This window comes from Streptomyces sp. R44 (assembly GCF_041053105.1).
GTDB lineage: Bacteria > Actinomycetota > Actinomycetes > Streptomycetales > Streptomycetaceae > Streptomyces.
Map to the genome: position 1 here is coordinate 16,158 of NZ_CP163444.1, position 16,163 is coordinate 32,320.

Genomic DNA, 16,163 nt, shown 5'->3' on the forward strand with positions numbered 1-16,163 from the left:
GCCGGGCCCCAACCGACCAGGCACTTAGCGCAGTTGGCTTCTTCACCGTAGGGTCTGCCCCCGAGGGGGAACCCCTCGCTCGGCAGGGGAAGGGGGAACCATGGAGATCTATGCCCACTGGCTTGATGGTGAGCACCTGCGCGTGTCCGGGTGGGGTCCGCAGGACACGTCATTGGCCGTCATGCTGAAGATCCAAGCCCTGTTGGGGCACACGGTGGTGCTGAGCGACGTGCAGCTCATCGACAGCCATGCGGTACAGGCGCTGTTCGAGACGGAGGACTTCCGGTCCTTCGTGCGCGGCTGCCCGTCGTTCCTGCGCTGTACCACCGCCGCTCCGGCCGGCAGCGACCCCTTCGCCCTGGTCACCACCGGCCTGCACCGCGCCCTGGAGCCCGGCTGGCTCTCGTCTTCGTTCGACACGGCGGAGCCGCTGGTCAGACTGTCCGAAGCCGTTCTGGAGCGTGGGGAGGCGAATCCCGGGCCGTTGTTCGCGCGGGGTACCGCGCTGGGCGCACGGTACGAGGAGGGCGGGGTGATCCGGCGCAGGCTGGAGGCCGTGGCCTGGACCCTGCATCACTTCTCCCGCGAGGCGGGAGTGCCGCTGGGCACGAGCGCCGTGACGCGCCCCTGCTCGTACCGCGATGTGTTGGAGGAGGTGGCGGAGCTGCCGGGGCTCCCCGGCCACGACTACGCCCCGGTGGAACGCACCCTTGCCTATCTCGACGAGCACGTGGAGCCGTCGAACGGGCACCGCAGGGCCGTGCTCTTCGCCCAGCTCGACGCGACGGACCCGCCACACAGGACGGCGATGTGGAACACCGCGACGCAGGCCTGGAACGCAGCGGTACAGCGGACGCTGGGCACCGACGGGGCGTCCCCGCGGTCGCTCCCGAAAGCGGCCGACATCGGGCTCTACCTCGGGCGTCCGACGGACGCGCTCTTCGAGCCCGCCGGCCCCGGGGCCACAGCCCCTGCGGAACACGGGATGGCCCCGGGCAACCTGGCGGCGGTCGCCGAACTGGGCTGGCAGGACATCGCGAAGATCCATCAGGACGAGGTCGTGACCCGTCGGCGCGACGCCTTCCAGGCGGCGCTGCGCGCCGGGGACGCGGCCGCGGCCGACGACGCCCTGCCCGCACTGCTGCGGGCGGTCCGGCGAAAGCTGCCGGCCTCCGCAGAACGGCCCGGGCGGATCGCCTGGGCCGCGGCCGAGACCGGCCTCGGGCTCGCCGGCGCGGGGCTGGCGCTCGGCACCGGCGAGACCCTCGGTCTCGTGGGCCCTGCGCTGGCGTTCGGCCTGGCCGCCGAGCGGCTGCTCCGGGGCGGCCGCAACCGGTCGCACATCGTCAACACGCTGATGACGGCGGGTGGAAGAGGGACCTGGGCCCGGCGCGGCGAAGCCTGACAGAGCACTGGGTGCCGGGCGATCGAGCGGTCGGCGCCTCTGCCCTGATACACGCCTCAGGCGGCGCTGAACCGGTGGGCACGGCCGCCGCGCCCCCTACGAGAGGCAGGGGACGTTGTCGGTGGCGGCCGGTACGTTGCCGATCACGGGTGTCCATCTGGTGAGCGTCACCGCGCAGGACTGGTCACACCTCGGGGAGGACGGGAACGGGGACGTCGCCGCCGCGCCGAACACCGAGCTGGAGCGGCGCGGGCTGCCCCCCCCGTTACCTTTTCACGGCTCCGCAATGGAGCCTCCGACCTCGGGTCCGGCATGACTTCCCCCTCCTGTTGTTGATGATCCGGGGGGTGGTGTCACCGGGTCCGGAGGCATCGACGGACCGCTATCGAGGGGCTTGAGCACCGGCTTCACCCGAGCCGGAAGAGCTCTCCGTAACGTGGATGTGGCAGCTCGGTGCCGAGGCAAGGCCGGACGAAAGCGTGATGGAGGGGCCTGCACGTGATCGACATCGGCGACATCGACGTATTCCTCGGCCTGGACGTCGGCAAGGGCGAACACCACGCCACCGCCGTCACCCCGGCCGGGAAGAAGGCGTTCGACAAGCGGCTGCCCAACACCGAACCCAGGCTCCGCGAGCTGTTCGCGAAACTCCAGGCCAAGCACGGAACGGGGCTGGTCGTGGTCGACCAGCCGGCCTCGATCGGGGCCCTGCCGCTGGCGGTCGCGAGGGACATGGGCTGCCCTGTCGCCTACTTGCCCGGCCTGACGATGCGGCGAATCGCCGACCTCTACGCAGGCGAGGCCAAGACCGACGCGAAGGACGCGTTCATCATCACCGACGCCGCCCGAGCGATGCCCCACACCCTGCGGGCCATCGACGGCGAGGACGAGACAGTCGCCGAGCTGGAGATGATCGTCGGCTTCGACGACGACCTGGCCGGCGAGGCAACCCGGGTCGCCAACCGGCTGCACGGCCTGCTCACCCAGATCCATCCGTCGCTGGAACGGGTCCTGGGGCCGCGGTTGCAGCACCCAGCCGTCCTCGCCCTGCTGGAGCGGTTCGGCTCACCCGCCCAGATCCGCAAGGCGGGCAGGCGCCGACTGGTCACGTTGTTACGGCCGAAGGCGCCGCGGATGGCCGAGCGGCTGGTTGAAGAGATCTTCGCGGCCCTGGACGAGCAGACCGTCACCGTTCCCGGCACGGACGCGGCCTCACTGATCGTCCCGAGCCTGGCCAGCTCACTGACGGCCGTCCTGGACCAGCGCAAACTACTGGCCGGGCGAATCGAGGAACTGCTGGAGGCACACCCTCTTTCGAAGGTCCTGATCTCGATGCCGGGAGTCGGCGTCAGGACCGGAGCCAGGATCCTGATCGAGGTCGGCGACGGCAGCACCTTCCCGACCGCCGGCCACCTCGCCGCCTACGCCGGTCTTGCCCCGGCAACCCGCAGTTCGGGGTCGTCGATCCGCGGCGAACAGCCGTCCCGAAGGGGAAACAAGCAGCTCAAACGGGCCTTCTTCCTCTCCGCGTTCGCTGCCTTGGGCGACCCGGCGTCGCGGGCCTACTACGACAAGAAGATCGCCCAGGGAAAGCACCACACCCAGGCCCTGCTCTGCCTCGCCCGACGCCGGGCCGACGTCCTCTTCGCAATGCTCCGCGACGGAACCTTCTACGAGTCCCGGCCTACCGCAGTGGCATGAGATCGCTCACGAGTCGCGCTGCATGGACGTCGAGAGGGGCGACTCGCAGTCGAAATCGAAAGTCTCTACGGCGGCGTCAGCGGGAAAGTCTGGGTGGTCGTGCCAGATTCCAGCCAAGGCGACCAGCAGGTTCCACGAGGCGGTTGCATGCAGCTCCGTCTCCCCTGAGTGCTCAGCCGGTGAGTTTCGGTGGAAGATCACCGCCGCGATCTGTTTGTTCGCGGCCAGGCGCAGGGCTGCGGCCGTGCGGCGGGCTTCGCCTTGAAGCGGAGCGGTTTCGGGGATGCGTGCCGACACGAAGCCAGCCAGCCGTGCGACCTGGTCCTCAGTGATCCGTTCCACTCATACCCCTGCGGCTAGCAACCCTATTCACCTGCGACGGCGCCAACTATCGCACCGGGCTGACACCGCCATGGGCGATGGAAGGCCTAGACAGCTTGACCAAAGACATAGGGGCACACCCCCTTTACGAGCTGCGGCAGGTCGCAGGGGAGGCGCCGGGCTGGTTCGAGGAGAAGGCCAGCCCGTCCATGGACGGCTTCGTGGCGCTGTGCAGGACACGGCTGACCAACGCGGAGCTGTCGGCCGTGATCGGACACGGCTCCCTGCGCTGGACGCCCGTCCTGGTCCTGCCCGCGCTCGCCGACGCCGCTCTGTGTGTGCCCGTGCTCCGGATGCTCGCCCGGCCCGAGGCCGGCGCGTCCAAGACGGAGGCACCGCGGGGCGCCGCTGATGTGGCCTCGTTCGTGAAGCTGTCCCTGGCGGTCGTCTTCCGCTCCATCGTCTTCACCGGCGTATGCACCTTCATCTCCCTCTACGCCCAGCAGCGCATGCAGGGCAGCACCACCGCGGGCACCATCGCCTGGTCCTGCTGTTCCTGGGCGGCGCAGGCGGCTCGGTCCTGGGAGGGTCCCTGGTCAACCGCTACGACCGCGTCCATGTCTCCCGCTGGTCCTACCTGCTCTCCATCGCCGCCGTGACCGGAATGATCTACGCACCCGGCCCGGCCATGTTCCTCCTCGTGGCCCTCACCTCCGTCGGCCTGTACGTCCCCTTCTCCCTCCAGGTCACCCTGGGCCAGGATTACCTGACCTCCCGTATCGCTACTGCCAGCGGCGTCACCCTCGGCCTCACCGTCAGCATCGGCGGCCTCATCAGCCCCCTGCTGGGACACCTGGCCGACTCCACCTCCCTGAAGACAGCCCACACCCCCCTGATCGCCATGCCTGCCCTGAGCTGGCTCCTCGGCCGACGGTCGACCGCGTTTCGTCACCTGGGCAAGCCCATTCCGTCGGTGGCACCCTTCTCCCACGTGGGCACGAGACGGCTACGACACCTCACCGCGAGCGGGAATCGGATCGCCACGACCGGAGTTGGTGAGGGAAGTTAGCCGTTTCAGGAGGGGTCATGCGAGCGATACAGGTTTCCGAAGTGGGCGGTCCCGAGGTGCTGCGACTGGTCGACATTGATCAACCGATGCCGGGCCCGGGCCAGGCGGTCGTGGAGGTCGCCGCGTCCGGCGTCAACTTCCTCGACGTATACCACCGCCAGGGCCGGTACACCCTCCCGCTGCCCTTCACCCCGGGCACTGAGGGCGCGGGCACGGTCCTCGAGGTTGGACCCGGCGTCACCCACGTCGCTGTGGGAGACCGGGTCGGCTGGGTGGAGATTCCCGGCACCTATGCCGAGCAGGCAGTCGTGGACTCCTCCCGGCTCGTGCCCCTGCCCGACGGCGTCGACTTCGAGGCCGCCGCCGCCGTGCTGCTGCAGGGCATGACGGCGCACTACCTCGTCAAGGACGCCTACCCGGTCCAGCCAGGCGACACGGTGCTCGTGCACGCTGCTGCCGGCGGCATGGGGCTTGTGCTGACCCAGCTCATCACCCACCTCGGCGGCAGAGTGATCGGCACAACCTCGACACCGGAGAAAGCCCAGCTGGCGCGGCGCGCCGGGGCCGCCGAGGTGATCCTCTACTCCGCAGTGGACGATCTCGCCGCCGAGGTGAAGCGGCTCCATGGCGGCCAGGGCCTGCCTGTCGTCTTCGACGGCGTCGGCAGGGACACCTTCGATGCGAGCCTCGCCAGCCTGCGAACCCGCGGCCACCTGGTGCTCTTCGGCGCCGCGAGTGGTGCAGTGCCGCCCTTCGACCCCATCCGGCTCGCCCACGGCGGTTCGCTGACCCTGATCCGGCCAAGCCTCGGGGACTTCATCGCCGATCGGTCCGAGCTGCTCCGGCGCGCCGCCGACGTGCTCGAATTGGTGCGCACCAAGGTCCTTGAGACCAGCGTGACGGCCCGCTACCCGCTCGCCGAGGTCGCCCAAGCTCACCGCGATCTGGAGGCCCGGCGTACCACCGGCAAGCTACTCGTCATCCCCTAGGGCAACCGACGGAATTGACTGACCTGCAGGAATGTGGCTTCCGCCGGGCGTCGATCCCGCGCAGGTGTGTCCGCGATCCCGGGTGATGACCGCTAACGGGAGCCAGCTGCGGTGCGAGCGCAGGCAGAGCCGAGATGCCCGGCCGACCGTCGACCGCGTTTCGTCACCTGGGCAAGCCCATTCCGTCGGTGGCACAACAAGGCCCGCACAGCGAACGAGGGCGTGCCCGCACTCCAGATCGCTTCCCTCATCGGCTGGTTCGGTGAGCTTGTCCAAGATCAACCCAGACACGACCCGCAGCCTCCCACCGCCCGACCCGCCCGGACAGTCCGCTGTCAAGCACAGTGGACCCGGGCGACCGGATGAAGCCGGCCCGGCCTGTCGGCAAACGATCGCCTGACAGGGACCATCCCCGCGCAGGCTGGGAGCAGGAGCTCGACCCCGAGTCGGGGCTCTACGAGTGGCGACCAACCCCCCAGGCGCGGGGAACAGGTTGTGTCAGGTGCGGGCCTGATCAGGCTTCCGTCCCGTGAATCCCTGGGTCGCTTTCGCCAAAAGACCGGTTGACCACGAGGCCAGAGTCTTGATCAGTGACAGAGTGTTCTTCTGCTTGTGATCGGCCATCCATGGCCACGCCATCCAGGCGGGCAGCAGGCCCACGGTCACGATCAGTAGAGGCACCATGCCCACAAGGGCGCACAGCACCAGACACAGGGGGATGATCGTGCGGGAAGAGATCCACGAGAACACGTCTTGAAGCATCGTGAAGGCACCATCCGTCGCCCCCAAGGGGGCTTACCCTCGCAGCGGCTCTCGCCGCGAGACGGAGTTGGCACCATCACCGGACGGGCAGGGCCGTCCTTTCCATGGGCATCAAATGGCCATGGCAGAGGGTTGCCGGAGCTTCAACGGGCCGTATCCCTCAGCTCCTCTTCAAGGTGCGCGAGCATCCGACTCGCGCACCGACAGATTACCCATCAGCGAGGGTCTAAACCACTCTCGATGGACACCTGGTGAAGCGTGGTCACCTTGTCCGCCCGGGGCGCCCACGCCAGGACGAGGGCCTGCCGGGGGTCACACACCACGGCAAGGCCGCGGGCCAGCACGACGCCCTGGCCGGCCACTGGACGCGTCCGACGAGCAGCTGAAGGACGAGCGGGGCGCCAGGGCCCAGGACGTGGACGCCGTCGGCCTCAGTCGGGCCCTGGTCAGATCGTGACCGGGCCGTGGGCGGTGGCGAACTCAACCGAGACCAGGCCCGGTTCCTCATCCTCGACCCAGGTGACGTCAATCTGGTCAAGGGGGTGGTCGGCCGGTTCGCCAAGGAATTCGGCGATGGAGGCGGCGTCGCCGGCGATGGAGACCCCGTGGATGGTGGTGGAGGTGCGCGGGTCGGCGCTCGGGCGCTCCTCGATGGGGACCAGCCATTCGAGGAAGTACGGCAGTTGCGGGTCCTCCATCAGTTCCAGCAGGCCGATCTGCTTCCACCTCAGGTCGAACCCGTCGGGGCGGACGCGATGACCCTCGGCCGACGTGCGGCCGAGGCGGGTCTCGACCGGGGCCATGTCGTCGACGGAGACCACCCAACCGAGCCAACCGCCGCCCTCGGCGGCACGGTGCGCGACCGCCCGGCCGAAGGGTGCACGGTCGGCGGCGGGGTGGTCGAGTGTGGTGACGACCTCGACGTAGGTACCGCCGCTCAGCGGGAGAACGAAATTACGGGTGCCGAATCGCGGATGCACACCCCCGTCGACGAACCCGGCGCCGAGGGCCGATCCGATCCACTGCACGGTCGAGACGAAACTGTCGCGGGCCACCGCATAGGACACATGATCAAGTCGCACCGCCCCATCATCACCCGACAACCCGCACAAAACCCCGACGCCACGCCCGCCACCCCGGCCGCGTCCGCTGTTGCTTCAGCCGTGGAGCGGACCGATCATCTTTATCCCGGCGGGGGACGCCCACCGCCCCCATTCAGACGGTGGGACCATCCCCACACAGGCGGGGAGCAGTCGAACCCCATACGAACCCGCAGGTCAGAGGCTCGCGCCGGAGCTCCCCTGGAACGCCTCCTCTGGATTCTGGGAACGCGTAGGGGATCTTCGCAGGTCACCGTGGGTACGTCCGGTGACTGACGACTGAGGTCTCTCCTCCCTCAATGCATGTCTCCGCGTCGGCTGCGGTCGGGGCGTCTCGTCCTGCTGCCAGCTGCTCTCGTCTCGTCTCGTCGATGGAGGCTGTCGGCTGGCCGTGCGCGCAGTTGCCTCGACCTGCTCAGGTGTGGGGGCGGACGGTGGTGCCGAGGGCGATGAGTGCGGCTGCGGCTCCGAGCCCGGCGAGCAGGCCGAAGAGCTGGGGTGTGCCGCCGAGTGGCGGGGCGAGGACGGCGCTGGTGAAGGGGGCGAGGGCGGACGCTGTCATGGCAGGGGCGCTGAGGATGCCGGAGAGGCGTCCGTAGTGGGTGGCGCCCCAGCGGTCGGTGATGGCGGTGGCCTGGAGGAGGGTGAGGTTGCCGCGGACCATGCCCGCGACGACCGACACCACGATCAGCAGGCCGTACGGCCCGGGGACGACAGCGAACGCGGCGGTGGTCAGGGCGCCGAGGGCGACGAGGGCGGCGGTGCGGGTGATGGTGCCGGTGTTCCGGGCGAGGCCGGCGTAGAGGGTGCGGCCGAGGGTCTGGCCGGCGCCGCCGAGTCCGAGGGCCCAGGCGGCCTGGCTGGTGGTGTAGCCGCGTTCGAGCAGGAGGGGGACGAGGGTGACGACGACGGCGTACATCGCGAACGCCGAGAGCGTGAAAGCCAGTCCGAGCAGCAGGAACGGGCTGCTGCGCACGACCTCTTGCGGCGTTGAGGTCACGCCGGTGGGCGTGGGTGGGGCTGGTGGCCAGGGGGCGCGCAGGGCGAGAGCATGGGCCGGGATCGTGATCGCGGCGAGGATGCCCGCGAGGACGAGGTAGGTGGTGCGCCAGGTGAGGTGGTCGGCGAGGGTGGCGGTGAGGGGTGCGAAGGCGGTGGAGGCGAGGCCGCCGGCGAGGGTGACGATGGTCAGGGCGCGGACGTGATCAGGCGCGAAGTAGCGGGTGAGCGTGGCGAAGGCGGGCTGGTAGAACGTCGCGGCCATGGCGAACCCCGCCAGCATCCAACCCGCGAAGAACACCGGCAGGTTCGGTGCCAGGGCCACGACCACCAGACTCGCGGCGCCCGCGGCAGAGCCGGCGGTCATCACAGTGCGGGGACCGTGGTGGTCGATGATCCGACCGACCCGGATCCCGGCGATGCCGGAGACGACGAGGGCGAGGGAGAACGCGGCCATCGTGGCGGTGGTCGGCCAGCCGGTCGCGGCGGTGATCTGGGGGTTGAGGACGGGGAAGGCGTAGTAGACGATCCCCCAGCTGGTGATCTGCGTCGCGCACAGGGCGGGCAGTACGGCGCGGGGCCGCGACTGGACCCCCGTCCCGGTCGCGGCCCCGTCGTTGTGGGTGTTGAGGTCGGTCACGAGCCGCAGGACGGTGCCGGGGCTGCAGTGCCGAGCTGGATCAGGGCCGGGTTCGGCGCGCAGCAGCCGCCGCCGTCGGCCGCCTGCTCGGTGGCGGGCTGGTCGAAGAGGCCCGCGCCGCCGCAGACGCCGGTCTCCGGCAGGACGAGTTCGACGCGCTCGGCGGACTCACGGTCGCCGGCGATGGCGGCGACGACGGAGCGGACCTGCTCGTAGCCGGTGAGGACGAGGAACGTCGGCGCGCGGCCGTAGGACTTCATCCCGACGAGGTAGACGCCCTCTTCCGGGTGGGAGAGTTCGTTGACGCCGTGGGGGTAGACGGTGCCGCAGGAGTGCTGGTTGGGGTCGATGAGCGGGGCGAGTTCGACGGGGGCCTGGAGGCGCTCGTCGAGGCCGAGGCGGAGCTCGTCGAGGAAGGTGAGGTCGGGGCGGAAGCCGGTGAGGACGATGACCTCGTCGACCGGGTCGAGGCGCCGTCCGTCCTCCGCCACCAGGATCAGGCGGCCGTCTTCGCCGCGCTCGATCGCCTCGGTGCGGAAGCCGGTGACCGCGTCGGCGTGGCCTTCGTCGACGGCGGCCTTGGCCGCGAGGCCGAGGGCGCCGCGGGCGGGCAGCTGGTCGGCGGTGCCGCCGCCGAAGGTGGAGCCGGAGATGCCGCGGCGCAGGATCCAGGTGGTGTGCGTGCCGGTGCCGTCCTCGGACTTCGCGAGGTCGGCGAGAGTGGCCAGGGCGGTGAACGCGGAGGCGCCGGAGCCGATCACGGCGGTGCGCTTGCCCGCGTACCGGGCGCGGGTGGCGGGGTCGTTCAGGTCGGGGACGCGGTAGGAGATCCGGTCGGCCGCGGCGCGCTCGCCGAGGGCGGCCAGGCCGTCGCCGCCGGCGGGGCTAGGGAGGGCCCAGGTGCCGGAGGCGTCGATGACCGCTGCCGCGAGGATCTTCTCCTCACGGCCGTCGGTGTAGGTGACGTGGACGGTGAAGGGCTGCTTCTCGCGGTCGGCGTCGACGATCCGGTCACGGCCACTGCGGGAGACGCCGGTGACCGTGGCGCCGGTGCGGACGCGGTGGCCGAGGACGTCGGCGAGCGGCTGGAGGTACTGCTCGGCCCAGTCCCCGCCGGTCGGGTAGGTCTTCGCGTCGGGCTTCACCCAGCCGGTGGGGGCCAGGAGCTTCTCGGCCGTGGGGTCGGTGACCTCGCCCCAGGTGGAGAAGAGCCGCACGTGCGCCCACTCGCGCACCGCCGCACCCGCCCGTGCGCCGGCCTCCAGCACCAGCGGCTCAAGGCCCCGGTCGGTGAGGTGGGCGGCCGCGGCCAGGCCGGCGGGGCCGGCCCCGATGACCACGACGGGCAGCTGCTCGGTGGCGGTGGCGTTCATGACGAGTCCCCTTGCTTCGACACTTGTCGATCTCTTGTGCCCTCAGCATGGCACGCGATATCGATAAGCGTCAACATAGACATTCATCGAATCTGCATGGTGAGGGACACCCGCGCACACCTCCCCATCTTGGTTCGACGTGTGTCAACATAGATGCATGTCGAATGCCACCGTGCTGCCGCTCCTTGAGCCCGCCGAGGTCGCCCCCTGCTGCCCGCCGCTCACCGAGCGCCCGCTGAACGCCGAGGAGGCCGAGCGGACCGCGAAGATGTTCAAGGCCCTCGGCGATCCGGTCCGGCTGCGCCTGTTCTCCGCGGTCGCCTCGCACGAGGGCGGCGAGGCATGCGTCTGCGACATCTCCGACGTCGGCGTCTCCCAGCCGACCGTCTCCCACCACCTGAAGAAGCTGAAGGAGGCGGGTCTGCTCTCCTCCGAGCGGCGCGGCACCTGGGTCTACTACCGGGTCGAGCCGGCCGTCCTCGCCGCCATGGGCGCGCTCCTCACCAAGGCTGCCGCCGCGTGACCGCCTCCACCATCGTGGTCCCGCTCGCCGCGGAGCATGCCGACGAGGTCGTCGCGATCTACCAGGCCGGAATCGACGAGGGCAACGCCACCTTCGAGACCACTGCCCCCACCTGGGCCGAGTTCGACGCGGCCAAGCTGCCCGAGCACCGCTTCGCCGCGCTCGACGAGACCGGGCGCGTGCTCGGCTGGGTCGCCGCTACCAAGGTCTCCGACCGGTGCGCGTACGCCGGCGTCGTCGAGCACTCCGTCTACGTTCACCCCGACGCCCGCGGCCGAGGCGTCGCCTCCATACTGCTCAAGGCACTGGTCGACTCGACCGAGGCGGCCGGCATCTGGACCATCCAGTCCGGGATCTTCCCCGAGAACACCGCGAGCCTGGCCGTCCACGAGCGGGCCGGCTTCCGGATCATCGGCACCCGCGAGCGCATCGGTCGCCACCACGGCGTCTGGCGCGACACCGTCCTCGTCGAACGCCGCAGCCCTCACATCGACTGACGGGCGTCAGCCGCCCTCGCCGAGGGTGAGCTGGCGCTGATGGAAGTCGAAGTGCCGGGTGGGATACCGGTAGAGGTCCGCGACGGTCATGAAGTCCTTGAAGAACGGGTCCCATCGGACCGGATAGTGCATCCCCCGCGCCAGATCGCGTTCGGACTCCTTCGCGAGCCGCCGCGCCAGCGAACCGGTGATCCAGTCGAACGCCGTGCCCATCCTGCGGGGCCCGAACACCTTCACGGCCCCGCACGGCCCGAGGTAGTTGATCACGTCGAAGGGCCGCGTTCCTGCATCGAGTACCCGGGCGAATGACTTGCTCGCGCCCCGGGGCAGGCGTCCGAAGCCCCGTACGAGGACCAGCAGGACGCGGGTGACGAGGTAGCCGAAGAGCATGTGCCACAGCAGCTGCTGATTGGTCCAGCGAGTACCGCTGGTCGGGCGTGCGAGGTCGGACGGCGTGGCGCCGCCCAGGAGCGCGTGGAAGGTCCGGCGGGCCGTGGCGTAGCCGGCGAGGACGGCCTGCCTGTCCGGCGCGGAACGACCGTCTGGCATCACACCGCTCCCTTCGGAGGGTGAGTCCCCCGGGGTCTGGATGATTCCCGCCGGGATCGGCCCCAGAACCCAGGTCTCCCTCACACGCTCCGCGGGCTCACACCGCCCCGAGCAGTGCGGCGATCCCGCGAGCCGCTTCGCGGGCAGGGCGGCCGACGCCGATGAGAGTGGCGGAGGCGGGGCCGGTCCAGTCGCCGTAGCCGAGCAGATGGAGGCGGGGCTCGCCGATCGCCTGGGTGCCGGACGTGGGGATGTGGCCACGGGGGCCGCGCAGGCCCAGTGGGGCGAGGTGGGAGAGGGCGGGGCGGAAGCCGGTGCACCAGATGATCACGTCCGCCTCCGCAGTCGCCCCATCGGCCCAGGCGACCCCACTGGGAGTGACCTGGTCGAACATCGGCTGGGCCTTGAGCCGGCCAGCGTCACGGGCGGCGCGGACGGGCGGAACGGCGACGATGTCGCCGAGCGAGGCGACGCCGCCGGTGTCGCTGCGGCCTTCGTCGAGGGCGCGGCGGCGGGCGGTGGCGTGGTCGAAGAGGGCGCGGCCGTCGATGTCGTCGGCGAGGTAGCGGGGCTCGCGCAGGGTGACCCAGGTCAGGTCGGTGTCGTACGCGAGGTCGGAGGCGATCTGTGCGCCCGAGTTGCCGCCGCCGACCACGATCACCTTCTGTCCGGCGAAGTCGCGCGGGCCGCGGTACTCCACGGTGTGGAGCTGGGTGCCCTGGAAGTCCGTACGGCCGGGGACGGCGGGGACGAAGGGCCGTGACCAGGTGCCGGTGGCGCTGATGACCGCACGGGCGAGCCAGGTGGCGGAGTCGGTCTCGACGCGCAGGAGTTCGCCGTCGCGGTGCACGCCGGCCACGCGTACGCGGCGGTGGACGGGGAGTTCGTACCGCTGCTCGTAGTCGGTGAGATACGAGACCACGTGGGCGGCGTCCGGGTACGTCTCACCCGGCTGCGGCGGCATCAGCCTTCCCGGCAGTGAGGAGAAGGCGGCCGGGGAGAACAGGTGCAGGGAGTCCCAGGTGTGCTGCCAGGCACCGCCCGGGGCGCGCTCGGCGTCCAGGATGACGAAGTCCAGGCCGAGGCGGCGCAGGTGGTAGCCGGCGGCGAGCCCGGCCTGGCCGCCGCCGATCACCACCACATCCGTACGGCTCATCCCTTGGTGGTCTCGCTGTCCGTCTTGCCACGCATGAAGATCACGGCGAGGAGGGCCAGGCCCACGACGACGCCGATCAGCTGCATGCCGATGAACGCGGGCACCGAGGCGGGGGCGATGCCGGCGAAGGTGTCGGTGAACGCGCGGCCGATCGTCACGGCCGGGTTCGCGAAGGAGGTGGAGGAGGTGAACCAGTAGGCCGCGCCAATGTACGAGGCGATCGCGACGGGCGCGAAGCGGAGCCGGTCCGTGCGGGCCAGGCCGAAGATCAGCAGGATCAGGCCGGCTGTCGCGACGACCTCGCCGAGCAGGAGGTTCCCGGCGGATCGGTCGTGGGTGGACCACTTCACCAGCGGCTCGCCGAACATCGCGTCCGCCAGGATCGCGCCGAGGATCCCGCCGACGATCTGCGACGGGACGTAGACGGCGAGCTCGCGCCCCGTCACACCCGCGCCGCCGCGCCGGGCGGTCCACCACTCGGCCAGGCTGACCGCCGGATTGAAGTGGGCGCCGGAGACCGGCCCGAGCAGGGCGATCAGGACGCCGAGGCCGAAGACCGTGGCCGTGGAGTTGGCGAGCAGCTGCAGCGCCACGTCGTCGGTCAGCTCGGTGGCCTGGATCCCGGAGCCGACGACGATCGCCACGAGCGCGGCGGTGCCGACGAGCTCGGCTGCGGCCCGGGCGACGAGCGGGGTACGGGGCGGGGTGGCGCCGGGCGCGGGCTGCGGCGACGTGTCGGCGGCTATGGCATCCCTCGCGGCGGACTCGGTGGCGGTCACGGACAAAAGCTCCTCGGCAGGTGAGGCACAGGGGAAAGGGAGGGTCAGGGGCAGGAACGCTTGAAGTTCGCCTCGGCGGTCAGGCGCGCGCTCTGCGCGAGTGCGGTGAACTGGTCGGCGATCTGCTCGATGACGTCCGGGCGCAGACGGTAGTAGGTGAACCGGCCGCAGGGCTCGGTCTCCACAAGCCCGGCCTCGCGCAGCACTCTCAGATGGTTGGAGAGGTTGGTCTGCTTGGCTCCGGTCTCCTCCACGAGGTGTGTGGTGCACAGCGTCTCGCGGGCGAGGAGGGTGACGATCTGGAGCCGTAGGGGGTCGGCCAGCACCCGCATCAGATCAGTGTCGGCTGACGTCATCATGAACTGATAATCTCACATCACCCTGCGCTGATATCAGTCTAGACTGATACATCTGGAGGGAGTCGAAACCTGACACCGGGCCCGCCGCCCTGCGACACCCGGCCCCTGCGGCCTTTCCCCCTGCACCACTCCCGCCCCGAGGATGAACCGATGTCCGAGACCCCGCTCGCGTCCGTGCTGTTCGTCTGCATCCACAACGCCGGCCGCTCCCAGATGGCCGCCGGGTTTCTGCGCCACCTCGCGGGCGACCGGGTCGAGGTCCGCTCCGCGGGCTCACTCCCGGGCGACCAGATCAACCCCTCCGCCGTGGCCGCCATGGCCGAGCTGGGCATCGACATCTCCGACCAGAAGCCCAAGGTCCTCACCACCGAGGCCGCCCAGGCGTCCGACTACATCATCACCATGGGCTGCGGCGACGCCTGCCCGTACTTCCCCGGCAAGACCTACCTCGACTGGACCCTGGAGGACCCGGCCGGCCAGGGAGTCGAGGCCGTCCGCCCCATCCGCGACAAGATCAAGAGCCTCATCGAGGGCCTGATCGCCGACATCGACGCCAAGAAGGCATAGGCGCCCCGCCGCAGGGCATCCGGTACAGGTCGCGCTGAGCAACATAAAGCTCCACCCAAGCGTGCGCTCCACCATCCAGCGCCTCGGCAGCACCACCAACCCCGTGACGTCGTCTGAGCGTTTGACGATCTGAATGGTGAGGTGCAGCTTCTCGGCCGCCCATGCGACCAGGCGGCCCGCGTAGCCGCCGTCCGCCCACACCAGGGCGATGCGAGGGAAACGGGCCCGCAGCTGTTCCAGCAGCGGCATGGCCGCTTGCCGATCCGTAGTGTTGGCGGCGGTGACCGTCACGGCCAGCAGCAGGCCGAGGCAGTCGATCACGACGTGCCGCTTGCGCCCGTTGATCTCCTTGCCCGCGTCGTAGCCGCGGCTCGAGGAGGACACCGTCGCATCCGCCTTGACGGACCGGGAGTCGACGAGGGCGGCGGTCGGCTCCGGGTCCCGGCCGGCGTCCTCGCGGACCAGACCGCACAGCCGGTCGTGCAGCTCGGCGAGCAAGCCCTTCACACGCCGGCGCTTCGCGAAGGCGTAGACGCGGTCCCAGGCGGGGTAGTCCGCCGGCATCGCCCGCCAAGTGCTTCCACCCGTAAGCAGGTAGCGCACGGCGTCAAGCATCTGCCGGTGGCAGTGGCCCTCCAGCTGCCCGTCACGGCCCTCCAGCCCCGACGGCACTGGCATCGCGTCCCGCACGACCGCCCACTCCGCGTCCGTCATGTCGGAGGGGTGGAAGGGCTCGCGATCCGGACGGTCGCCGGCATTCCCGAGCCGGTGAGCGAGGCAATCACACGACCGGCCAGCCGAGCTGGACTCCACCGGCAACACAGCGCGCTGATCCCGGTCCGTGACCGGAAGACCGACGCGTCCTCGCGTAACTACAGGTTCTCGGCGAACGTGCAGGTCATCATCGATGCCGACACCAAGCTGGCGGTCGCCGCGGCCCGCCCGGTGCCGGGCAACACCGCTGACGCGAGGGCATGGCGGGACTCCGGCCTGGCCCAGAGCCGCGAAAGCGTCACCGTGCTTGCCGACGGCGCCTACATCAACACCGGGCTCGTCGTCCCGCACCGCAGACGCCCCGGACGAGCCCTCCTTCCCCGTGAGGAAGAGGACAACGCCGAACACCGCCGAGTCCCGGCCCGCGTCGAGCACGCCTTCGCCCGGATGAAGCACTTCAAGATCCTCCGCGACTGCCGGCAGCGCGGCAACGGCCTCCACCACGCTGTCCAAGCGGTCGCCCACATGCACCACCTCGCCATGGCCGCGTGAGCAGGCCAGCCCCGAAACCCCCCCTGACCTGCCCGGACACAACCTTCTGCAACACCCTTTAGGCCGAGGAGCGGTTCCCGTCGCCCCAGTGCAGATCGGCCGGAAGCA

Annotated in this window: 15 protein-coding genes, 3 pseudogenes and 1 riboswitch; of the genes and pseudogenes, 8 read left to right on the forward strand and 10 right to left on the reverse strand. The window is 70.4% G+C overall.

The features are described 5' to 3' along the window. Positions 1-181: 181 nt before the first annotated feature. A complete protein-coding gene (locus AB5J54_RS00090; RefSeq protein ID WP_369141786.1) occupies positions 182-1,405 on the forward strand; it encodes a hypothetical protein in 1,224 nt (407 codons plus the stop codon). Between the two features lie 498 nt (positions 1,406-1,903). After that, positions 1,904-3,106, forward strand: coding sequence for an IS110 family transposase (locus tag AB5J54_RS00095; protein ID WP_369141787.1), 1,203 nt, complete (start codon positions 1,904-1,906; stop codon positions 3,104-3,106). A 6-nt stretch (positions 3,107-3,112) separates the two neighbouring features. On the opposite strand, the gene AB5J54_RS00100 is transcribed toward AB5J54_RS00095, so the two are convergent. Next, positions 3,113-3,448, reverse strand: a complete 336-nt coding sequence (locus tag AB5J54_RS00100) for a hypothetical protein (RefSeq protein ID WP_369141788.1) — start codon at positions 3,446-3,448, stop codon at positions 3,113-3,115. A 236-nt stretch (positions 3,449-3,684) separates the two neighbouring features. Between AB5J54_RS00100 and AB5J54_RS00105 the strand changes: the two are divergent. Beyond that, a pseudogene (locus AB5J54_RS00105) lies at positions 3,685-4,352 on the forward strand (MFS transporter); the annotation flags it as partial. A gap of 161 nt (positions 4,353-4,513) precedes the next feature. Further along, on the forward strand, positions 4,514-5,485 hold the full coding sequence (locus AB5J54_RS00110; protein ID WP_369141789.1) for a quinone oxidoreductase: 972 nt from the start codon (positions 4,514-4,516) through the stop codon (positions 5,483-5,485). 498 nt (positions 5,486-5,983) lie between these two features. Here the strand turns inward: AB5J54_RS00110 and AB5J54_RS00115 are convergent, their stop codons facing one another. The 4 genes from AB5J54_RS00115 to AB5J54_RS00130 form a co-directional block, all read right to left on the reverse strand. Beyond that, complete coding sequence (locus AB5J54_RS00115; protein WP_369141790.1) at positions 5,984-6,247, reverse strand: hypothetical protein; 264 nt, start codon at positions 6,245-6,247, stop codon at positions 5,984-5,986. 36 nt (positions 6,248-6,283) lie between these two features. Beyond that, a riboswitch (SAM riboswitch) is annotated at positions 6,284-6,425 on the reverse strand. Positions 6,426-6,693: 268 nt separating this feature from the next. Further along, entirely contained in the window at positions 6,694-7,359 is a 666-nt protein-coding gene (locus tag AB5J54_RS00120; RefSeq protein ID WP_369141791.1) for a VOC family protein, read from the reverse strand. A 403-nt stretch (positions 7,360-7,762) separates the two neighbouring features. Further along, positions 7,763-8,986 (reverse strand): MFS transporter, encoded by a 1,224-nt coding sequence (locus tag AB5J54_RS00125; protein WP_369141792.1) that lies wholly within the window; start codon positions 8,984-8,986, stop codon positions 7,763-7,765. Further along, positions 8,983-10,359 carry an NAD(P)-binding domain-containing protein gene (locus AB5J54_RS00130; RefSeq protein ID WP_369141793.1) on the reverse strand — a complete coding sequence of 459 codons (1,377 nt, stop codon included), beginning with the start codon at positions 10,357-10,359 and terminating at the stop codon, positions 8,983-8,985. The genes AB5J54_RS00125 and AB5J54_RS00130 overlap by 4 nt, the downstream gene beginning before the upstream one ends. 157 nt (positions 10,360-10,516) lie before the next feature. Here AB5J54_RS00130 and AB5J54_RS00135 point away from each other — a divergent pair, with 157 nt between their 5' ends. Together AB5J54_RS00135 and AB5J54_RS00140 are read left to right on the forward strand one after the other, a co-directional pair. Next, positions 10,517-10,882, forward strand: a complete 366-nt coding sequence (locus AB5J54_RS00135; protein ID WP_369141794.1) for an ArsR/SmtB family transcription factor — start codon at positions 10,517-10,519, stop codon at positions 10,880-10,882. Further along, the gene (locus tag AB5J54_RS00140) at positions 10,879-11,379 is read left to right on the forward strand and encodes an N-acetyltransferase family protein (protein ID WP_369141795.1); all 501 of its coding nucleotides are present in this window, start codon (positions 10,879-10,881) and stop codon (positions 11,377-11,379) included. Before AB5J54_RS00135 ends, AB5J54_RS00140 begins: the two co-directional genes overlap by 4 nt. A 6-nt stretch (positions 11,380-11,385) precedes the next feature. On the opposite strand, the gene AB5J54_RS00145 is transcribed toward AB5J54_RS00140, so the two are convergent. From AB5J54_RS00145 to AB5J54_RS00160, 4 genes are all read right to left on the reverse strand, one after another. Beyond that, positions 11,386-11,928, reverse strand: coding sequence for a DinB family protein (locus AB5J54_RS00145; protein ID WP_369141796.1), 543 nt, complete (start codon positions 11,926-11,928; stop codon positions 11,386-11,388). A 97-nt stretch (positions 11,929-12,025) separates the two neighbouring features. Next, positions 12,026-13,084 (reverse strand): ArsO family NAD(P)H-dependent flavin-containing monooxygenase, encoded by a 1,059-nt coding sequence (locus AB5J54_RS00150; RefSeq protein ID WP_369141797.1) that lies wholly within the window; start codon positions 13,082-13,084, stop codon positions 12,026-12,028. Next, the gene (locus AB5J54_RS00155; protein ID WP_369141798.1) at positions 13,081-13,863 is read right to left on the reverse strand and encodes an aquaporin; all 783 of its coding nucleotides are present in this window, start codon (positions 13,861-13,863) and stop codon (positions 13,081-13,083) included. Before AB5J54_RS00155 ends, AB5J54_RS00150 begins: the two co-directional genes overlap by 4 nt. Positions 13,864-13,907: 44 nt before the next feature. After that, positions 13,908-14,222, reverse strand: a complete 315-nt coding sequence (locus AB5J54_RS00160; protein WP_369141799.1) for an ArsR/SmtB family transcription factor — start codon at positions 14,220-14,222, stop codon at positions 13,908-13,910. A 150-nt stretch (positions 14,223-14,372) separates the two neighbouring features. Between AB5J54_RS00160 and AB5J54_RS00165 the strand changes: the two genes are divergently transcribed. Continuing rightward, on the forward strand, positions 14,373-14,789 hold the full coding sequence (locus AB5J54_RS00165) for an arsenate reductase ArsC (RefSeq protein ID WP_369141800.1): 417 nt from the start codon (positions 14,373-14,375) through the stop codon (positions 14,787-14,789). A 111-nt stretch (positions 14,790-14,900) separates the two neighbouring features. Here AB5J54_RS00165 and AB5J54_RS00170 read toward each other — a convergent pair. Continuing rightward, a pseudogene (locus tag AB5J54_RS00170) lies at positions 14,901-15,503 on the reverse strand (IS5 family transposase); the annotation flags it as partial. Here AB5J54_RS00170 and AB5J54_RS00175 point away from each other — a divergent pair. Continuing rightward, positions 15,489-16,055: pseudogene (locus tag AB5J54_RS00175) on the forward strand (transposase family protein); the annotation flags it as partial. The pseudogenes AB5J54_RS00170 and AB5J54_RS00175 overlap by 15 nt on opposite strands. Positions 16,056-16,163 lie beyond the last annotated feature (108 nt).

Excerpts from the sequence above, each read along its gene's own strand:
- AB5J54_RS00090 (WP_369141786.1), top strand. The coding sequence starts at position 182 with ATGCTGAAGATCCAAGCCCTGTTGGGGCACACGGTGGTGCTGAGCGAC.
- AB5J54_RS00110 (WP_369141789.1), top strand. The coding sequence starts at position 4,514 with ATGCGAGCGATACAGGTTTCCGAAGTGGGCGGTCCCGAGGTGCTGCGA.
- AB5J54_RS00115 (WP_369141790.1), bottom strand. The coding sequence starts at position 6,247 with ATGCTTCAAGACGTGTTCTCGTGGATCTCTTCCCGCACGATCATCCCC.
- AB5J54_RS00130 (WP_369141793.1), bottom strand. The coding sequence starts at position 10,359 with ATGAACGCCACCGCCACCGAGCAGCTGCCCGTCGTGGTCATCGGGGCC.
- AB5J54_RS00135 (WP_369141794.1), top strand. The coding sequence starts at position 10,517 with ATGTCGAATGCCACCGTGCTGCCGCTCCTTGAGCCCGCCGAGGTCGCC.
- AB5J54_RS00145 (WP_369141796.1), bottom strand. The coding sequence starts at position 11,928 with ATGCCAGACGGTCGTTCCGCGCCGGACAGGCAGGCCGTCCTCGCCGGC.
- AB5J54_RS00150 (WP_369141797.1), bottom strand. The coding sequence starts at position 13,084 with ATGAGCCGTACGGATGTGGTGGTGATCGGCGGCGGCCAGGCCGGGCTC.
- AB5J54_RS00160 (WP_369141799.1), bottom strand. The coding sequence starts at position 14,222 with ATGATGACGTCAGCCGACACTGATCTGATGCGGGTGCTGGCCGACCCC.
- AB5J54_RS00165 (WP_369141800.1), top strand. The coding sequence starts at position 14,373 with ATGTCCGAGACCCCGCTCGCGTCCGTGCTGTTCGTCTGCATCCACAAC.